This window comes from Achromobacter sp., from assembly GCF_036567245.1.
In the GTDB taxonomy this organism is placed as follows: domain Bacteria; phylum Pseudomonadota; class Gammaproteobacteria; order Burkholderiales; family Burkholderiaceae_B; genus Achromobacter.
In genome coordinates, this window is the sequence record NZ_DATCUY010000048.1 from 1 (window position 1) to 7,140 (window position 7,140).

The 7,140-nt window shown below is 67.6% G+C and carries 4 protein-coding genes and 1 pseudogene; 3 read left to right on the forward strand and 2 right to left on the reverse strand.

Translation table 11 applies throughout. The features are described 5' to 3' along the window. Window positions 1-212 (reverse strand): annotated as a pseudogene (locus tag VIR09_RS01630) (GlxA family transcriptional regulator); the annotation flags it as partial. 86 nt (window positions 213-298) lie between these two features. Here VIR09_RS01630 and VIR09_RS01635 point away from each other — a divergent pair. Then, window positions 299-1,510 carry an MFS transporter gene (locus VIR09_RS01635; RefSeq protein WP_332011155.1) on the forward strand — a complete coding sequence of 404 codons (1,212 nt, stop codon included), beginning with the start codon at window positions 299-301 and terminating at the stop codon, window positions 1,508-1,510. Window positions 1,511-1,591: 81 nt separating this feature from the next. Here the strand turns inward: VIR09_RS01635 and VIR09_RS01640 are convergent, their stop codons facing one another. Beyond that, window positions 1,592-3,688 carry an ATP-dependent DNA helicase gene (locus VIR09_RS01640; RefSeq protein WP_332011157.1) on the reverse strand — a complete coding sequence of 699 codons (2,097 nt, stop codon included), beginning with the start codon at window positions 3,686-3,688 and terminating at the stop codon, window positions 1,592-1,594. Window positions 3,689-3,893: 205 nt separating this feature from the next. On the opposite strand from VIR09_RS01640, the gene tex reads away from it, so the two are divergent. Both tex and VIR09_RS01650 read left to right on the forward strand, forming a co-directional pair. Further along, window positions 3,894-6,269 (forward strand): RNA-binding transcriptional accessory protein Tex, encoded by a 2,376-nt coding sequence (tex, locus tag VIR09_RS01645; protein WP_332011160.1) that lies wholly within the window; start codon window positions 3,894-3,896, stop codon window positions 6,267-6,269. A gap of 284 nt (window positions 6,270-6,553) precedes the next feature. Further along, window positions 6,554-7,060 (forward strand): hypothetical protein, encoded by a 507-nt coding sequence (locus tag VIR09_RS01650; protein WP_332011163.1) that lies wholly within the window; start codon window positions 6,554-6,556, stop codon window positions 7,058-7,060. The last annotated feature ends 80 nt before the right edge of the window (window positions 7,061-7,140 follow it).

A 7,140-nucleotide genomic window follows, 5' to 3' on the forward strand; every position in this document is an offset into this window, starting at 1 on the left:
ACCAGCACGGTGTCGGCGCGCAGGCCGCGCCAGGGACGCGTCAGCACGGGTACGCCGGCCGAGCAGCGGACCAGCCCGCCCTCGGCCGACACCACGGCCACCTCGTAGGCGTCCGGCACCAGTTCGGCGGCGATCTGAAAGACTGACAGCGGCCCGGCCAAGTCGAGCAGCTGGAAGTTCGGCACGGGTAGGATGCAGACGCGATGGGTCATGGCATGAAACGAGGGAAAATAGTCATTCTTGCCATAGTTTCCGGCGCTAGAGTGGGGCCTGTCAATCCTCCGGACCAGCCCCTGCCATGAACGCTTCCTCGCGCGGCCTGCGCAATGCCCGCATCCTCGCCATCTGCCAAGGCCTGTACATCGCGGCGATCTCCATCGACCTGACCCTGACGGCGCTGACCGGCCAGATGCTGGCGCCGCATCCGGCGCTGGCGACGCTGCCTTTCGCCCTGATCACGGTGGCGGGCGCCGCGGTCACCTGGTATGCCTCGTTGCTCATGCAGCGCATCGGCCGGCGCGCGGGCTTCATATTGGGATCGCTGGCAGGCGCGGCCGGCGGGCTGATTTCCGTGGCCGCGGTCTTCGCCAGCGACTTCTGGCTCTTTTGCCTGGGCACGGCGCTGGTCGGCGTGTTCCAGGCCTTCGCGCAGTACTACCGGCTCGCCGCCGCGGACGCGGTGCCCGCCGAAGCCAAGAGCCGCGCCATCTCCGTGGTCCTGACGGGCGGCGTCATCGCGGCCATTGCGGGGCCGGCGCTGGCGGCCTGGGCCAAGGACATCTTTCCTGCCGCGATCTTCTCCGGCGCCTATCTGATGGTAGCCCTGCTGGGAGCGGCCAGCGCGCTGCTGCTGCTCGCCTACCGCGACCAGGAGGGCGACGGCGGCCAACCCGCCGACACGCAGGTCGCGGGCCTGCCGGCCCGCCCCTTGGGCGAGGTCATGCGGCAGCCGATATTCGTGGCGGCGCTGGCCAACAATGTCGTGGGGTCGGTCTCGATGATGTTCGTCATGACGGCCGCGCCGCTGGCTGCCGTGGCCTGCCAGCACAGCATCGCCGACGGCGCCAGCATCATGCAGTGGCACCTCATCGGCATGTACGCCCCGGCCTTCTTCGCCGGCGCGCTGATCAACCGGCTGGGACTGCCCCGCCTGCTCGGCATGGGCATGGCGCTGAACGCGGCCTGCTCGCTGATCGCAATGCAATCGACGTCGCTCACGGCTTTCCATGCGGCATTGTTCTGCCTGGGCGTGGGCTGGAACTTCATGTTCGTCGGCGGCACCACGCTGCTGGCCCAATCCTACCGGCCCGCCGAACGGGCGCGGGTGCAGGGGGCGGCTGAAATGCTGCGCTATGCCACCACCGCCCTGGCCACGCTGGCAGCCGGACCGGCCCTGGCGCGGATGGGTTGGGAAACCCTGAATGCCGCCATGCTGCCCATTGTGGGCCTGGCGGCGGTCATGACCGGATGGTGGGCGCTGTCGCGCAGGACCGAGCAGGTCGCTGCCTGACCATGCCGGCGAGGCTGCCTTCAGGTGGAGCCGCCTTCAGGTGGGGCCGCTTGAAGGCGGGCCTTCCGGCGCCGGCGGCTTCTAGTCCTGCGGTTCCTGCTTGCGCCGGTAGAACGCCAGCACTTCTTCCAGCTCGCGCGTCCGCGCAAACGGCGGCAGCCCGCGCCACAGGCGCTTGCCATAAGGCTTTTCGACCAGGCGGGCATCGCCCACCATGAGCACGCCCCAATCCGACTCCGTGCGGATCAACCGGCCCGCGCCCTGCTTGAGGGAGATCGCGGCTTCGGGCAACTGGTATTCCGAAAACGGATTGCCGCCCTGCGCGCGGCAGGCGCGCAGCCGCGCCTCGATGACCGGATCGTCGGGCGGCGCGAACGGCAGCTTGTCGATCGCCACCAGCGTCAGCACGTCGCCAGGCAGGTCGATACCTTCCCAGAAGCTGGCGCTGCCCACCAGCACGGGATGCTCCAGCTTGCAGAAACGGTCCAGCAGGTCGCGGCGCGTGCCCTCGCCCTGCTTGAGCAAGGGCCATTCGTGGCCGGCATCGTCGAAGGCGTCGGCCAGCAGGTTGGCGACCTTGTCCACGGCGCGCAGCGTCGTGCACAGCACCAGGGTACCGCCGGGACTGGCCTCCAGCAGCGGCAACAGCGTCTGGACGAAACGATCGAGAAATTGCGGCGACTGCGGTTCGGGCATGCCGCGCGGCACGAACAGCAAGGCTTGCTCGGGATAGTCGAAGGGCGATTCCCACTTGCCCGTGCGCGCCTTTTCCAGGCCAAGCTGGCTGGTGAAGTGGGTGAACTCGCCGTTCACGGACAAGGTGGCCGAGGTCATGATCCAGGCCTGGCCCGGCTTGCGGTACTTGGAAAATGCCTGGGCCACCGACAGCGGCGCCGAATGCAGGCGCACGTGGTGCTGGCCGTGCTCGACCCAGCGCACCGCCGGGCCGGTCCATTGCTCCGCGGCGGCTGCGCCCTCCAGGATCGCGACGGGCGTGGACAGCCCGTCGCCCAGCGCCGATTGCAGCGCGGGCTCGGGCGCCTGATCGTCGCGGCCCCAGCCTTCCTCTGAGTAGTCCGCGGCGGCCCGCCCCGGCGTGGCCCAGCGCTTGAGCCGCACTGAAATTTCGGCGCCGCTGCGCGCGGCCGCCATCAGGTCCGGGTGCTTTTCGGCAACCGCGCCCAGCGCCTTCGCGGCGCCGTCCACGGCCTCTCGCAGCGCCAATAGCGCTTCGTCGAATTCCTCGGGATTGGGGATGGCCTCGAAGGTGGCCTTGCGGCCGGGCATCTTGTCCAGCGGCGCACAGACCAGACGCAGCTCGCGCGCCGCCGTTTCCACATGACGGCTGACGTCGCTCCATTTGGCAGCCTCGCGCGCATAGGCGAGACCGGCCGCTTCCATCGCGCGGCCGAAATCCAGCAGTTGGTGCGTGGACACGCTGCTGCCCAGGAAGCGCGTGGCGGTATCCGGCAACTGGTGCGCTTCGTCGAAGATCACGGTGTCCGCTTCCGGCAGCAGATCGGTAACGCCCTCTTCGCGCAGCACCAGGTCGGCCATGAACAGGGCGTGGTTGACGACCACCACGTCGGCTTCCTGCGCCTGGCGGCGCGCCTTCACCACGAAGCAGTCCCGAATGCGCGGGCATTCCTGCCCCAGGCAGTTCTCGCGCGTGGAGGTCACGCGCTGCCAGATGTCGGCATCTTCCGGCACCTGTGCCAGGTCGCCGCGGTCCCCCGTCTTGGAAATGCCGGCGAATACCTGGATCTGCCGCAGCTGCTGGATTTCGGTGCGCGACTTCAAGGCGCGCTCGTCGCCCTGCAGGCGATCCAGGTGGTAATGACAGACATAGTTGCCGCGGCCCTTGAGCAGCGCGGCGGTCACCGGCGCGGCCAGCGCCGCGCGCACGCGCGGCAGGTCGCGGGCGAAAAGCTGATCCTGCAGGGTGCGGGTGCCGGTGGAAATCAGCACCTTGCCGCCCTGGATGAAGGCGGGTACAAGATAGGCCCAGGTCTTGCCGATGCCGGTGCCCGCCTCGGCCACCAAGGTGGCGCGGTCCTGGATCGCCTGACCGATGGCCTGCGAGAGTTCAACCTGCGAGGGGCGCGGCTTGTAGCCGGGCATGGCCGTGGCCAAAGGCCCGTCGGCGTCGAAGAATTCGGAGATGTCCAGGTCCAGCATAGCGAGTCAACGGTGAACCGGTGCCGGTTGCGGTTCGGGCGCCAGACACTTGTGTGGGAAAGGACCAAATGATACCTGCTGCGGGGCTGGGGATTGGCCGCCCGGGCAGTGCAAGGGGGACATATCCGTCCACCCTGGCACGTTTTGTAACAGCAGCTTATGGCACAATCCGCCCCTTGTTTTTCCTTTTTGTCGTCGTATCGAGATGTCTGAAACTTCCGCTATCACGTACGTCGCCGCCGGCGTCGACAACGCCCGCATCGTCGCGCAGCTCGCCACCGAGCTGAGCACGCGCGCCTCCCAGATCGCTTCGGCGGTGGAACTGCTGGACGACGGCGCCACCGTGCCCTTCATCGCCCGCTATCGCAAGGAAGCCACAGGCGGCCTGGACGATACCGTGCTGCGCAATCTCGAAGTGCGCCTGGGCTATCTGCGCGAACTCGAAGAACGCCGCGGCTCCATTCTTGAATCCATCTCGCAGCAGGGCAAACTCACGCAAGCGCTGCAGCAGGAAATCGCCACGGCCGACACCAAGCAGCGCCTGGAAGACTTGTACGCGCCGTACAAGCCCAAGCGCCGCACCCGCGCCCAGATCGCCCGCGAAGCAGGCCTGGAGCCGCTGGCCGACGGCATCCTGGCCGATCCCGCCTGCGACCCCGCCGCGCTGGCCGCGCAATACCTGAATCCGGAAGCGTCCATCAACGACGCCAAGGCCGCGCTAGACGGCGCGCGCGATATCCTGGCCGAGCGCTACGCGGAAAACGCGGACCTGCTGGCCGACATGCGCGAGCACCTGTGGTCCACCGGACTGATCCATTCCAAGATGGTCGACGGCAAGGAAACCGAGGGCGCCAATTTCCGCGACTGGTTCGACTTCAACGAGCCGCTGCGCACCCTGCCCTCGCACCGCATCCTGGCGCTGCTGCGTGGCCGCCAGCAAGGCGTGCTGGAACTGCGCCTGGGGCTGGAAGCCGAACTGGAAGCGCAAACGCCGCACCCCTGCGTGGCCCGCATCGCCGGCTTCCTGAAGCTGGGCAACGGCCTGTTCGCGCTGGACGCCACGCCGCGCGCCCGCTGGCTCGGCGAGGTCTGCCGCTGGACCTGGCGCGTGAAGCTGCTGACGGCGTTCGAAAGCGAACTGGTCGGCCGCCTGCGCGAAAGCGGCGAAGCCGAAGCCATCCGCGTGTTCGCCGCCAACCTGAAGGACCTGCTGCTGGCTGCGCCCGCCGGCCCCAAGGCCGTGCTGGGCCTGGATCCCGGCATCCGCACCGGCTGCAAGGTCGCCGTGATCGACCAGACCGGCAAGGTCGTGGACACCACCACCGTCTACCCGTTCGAACCGCGCCGCGACCGCGAGGGCACGATCAACACGCTGGCCGCCCTGGTCGCGCGTCACAAGGTCGACCTGATCGCCATCGGCAACGGCACCGCCTCGCGCGAAAGCGAAAAGCTGGTGGGCGACATGATGGAACGCTTTCCGGACCTGCAGGTCACCCGCGTGGTGGTCTCCGAAGCCGGCGCTTCCGTGTATTCCGCGTCCGAAACCGCCGCGCTGGAGTTCCCCGACCTGGACGTCACCCTGCGCGGCGCCGTGTCGATCGCGCGCCGCCTGCAGGATCCGCTGGCCGAATTGGTCAAGATCGATCCCAAGGCCATCGGCGTGGGCCAATACCAGCACGACGTCAACCAGCGCGAGCTGGCGCGTTCGCTGGACGCCGTGGTCGAGGATTGCGTGAACGCCGTGGGCGTGGACGTGAACACCGCGTCCGCCGCCCTGCTGGCGCGCGTGTCCGGGCTGAATTCGCTGCTGGCCAAGAACATCGTCGCCTGGCGCGACGAGAACGGCGCCTTCCCGACCCGCGAAATCCTGCGCAAGGTGCCACGCTTTGGCGACAAGGCGTTCGAGCAGGCCGCGGGCTTCCTACGCATTCCCAACGGCGACAATCCGCTGGACGCTTCGTCGGTCCACCCGGAAGCCTATCCGGTGGTCGAGCGCATCGTCGCCAAGATCAAGGCCGAGGTGAAGCAGATCATCGGCCAGCGCGAAGCCCTCAAGGGCGTGTCGCCATCCGACTTCACCGACGAGCGCTTCGGCCTGCCGACGGTGCGCGACATCTTCGCCGAACTGGAAAAACCCGGCCGCGATCCGCGCCCGGAATTCAAGACGGCGCAGTTCAAGGAAGGCGTCGAGACCCTGAACGACCTGTACCCGGGCATGGTGCTGGAAGGCGTCGTGACCAACGTGGCCAACTTCGGCGCGTTCGTGGACATCGGCGTGCACCAGGACGGCCTGGTCCACATTTCGGCCCTGGCCGAGAAGTTCGTGAAGGATCCGCGCGACGTCGTGCGCGTGGGCCAGACGGTGAGCGTCAAGGTGCTGGAAGTGGACGTGGCGCGCAAGCGCGTCGCACTGACCATGCGCCTGAACGACACCGCGGCTCCCGCCCGCCGCAGCGCCGACACGCCCAAGAGCGGCGGCGACCGCAACCGCCGTCCGCAGGGCGACGGCGGCCGCGGCGGCAACGCCGGCACCGGAATGAACAGCGCCATGGCGGACGCCTTCGCCAAACTCAAGCGCTGACCCCCTTTCCCCGGCACAAAAAAAACCGGCGCCTTGGCGCCGGTTTTTTTTGACCTAGGGCTTTCCCGTAAAGAGGACGTTTCCTTGCGTTCTCTCAAGCCTGGAGAGCCAAAAATGATAGAAAATATCTAATTGTGTCTAAATAATAAAAGGCCGGCGGCGCCAGGCCGCAAGGCGACACAAAGCCCTCAAGAGCAGGCGAGCCATGGCGCGCAGCGCCTGCCGGGGAGCAGCACAAGAACAACAGCGCCCCGCCCCCCCGAACGACCGGAGATCCCCCCGCCATGCCCAACGCCATCACGCTTGCCGCCAATGAAACGGCAACCATCACCGCCAAGGAAGCCAACGCCAGCGGCGTCTACAGCGAAATCACCCTGGGCCAGTATTCGCATCTGATTGTCGACGCAGCCGAAGTGAGCTTCAAGCACATCACGCTGGAGCGGCTGGGCAGCCGCATCATCGAACTGAGCAATGGCGCGCAATTGCATGTCGGCGCGCTGGGCTTCGCCAGCATGGGCGCCAGTATCGTCTACCGCATCGGCGCGGGCTGCGCACTGACCTTCGACGCCAGCCAATGGGATCCGGAAGTGGTCGCCAACACGACCTTCGATTTCGCCAGCCAGGGCAGCGGCATGTTGAAGTACTTTCCGTTCATCAATCCAGAATGGCTGGACTGCCCGAACGTCACGGGCTACACGGAAGGCGACATGCTCGAAATCGCCGGCCAGGGCAGCGCCCAGCGCTTCCAGGTGCGCGAAGGGCGCATCGTGGCCGGCGCCCGCTCCTCCTGAACTTGCGGGCCGGCCTTGCGCCGGCCCCTCGGGCTTATTCCTGCGACAGCGACGACAGCGCGGCGCGCGCGCGCGCCAAC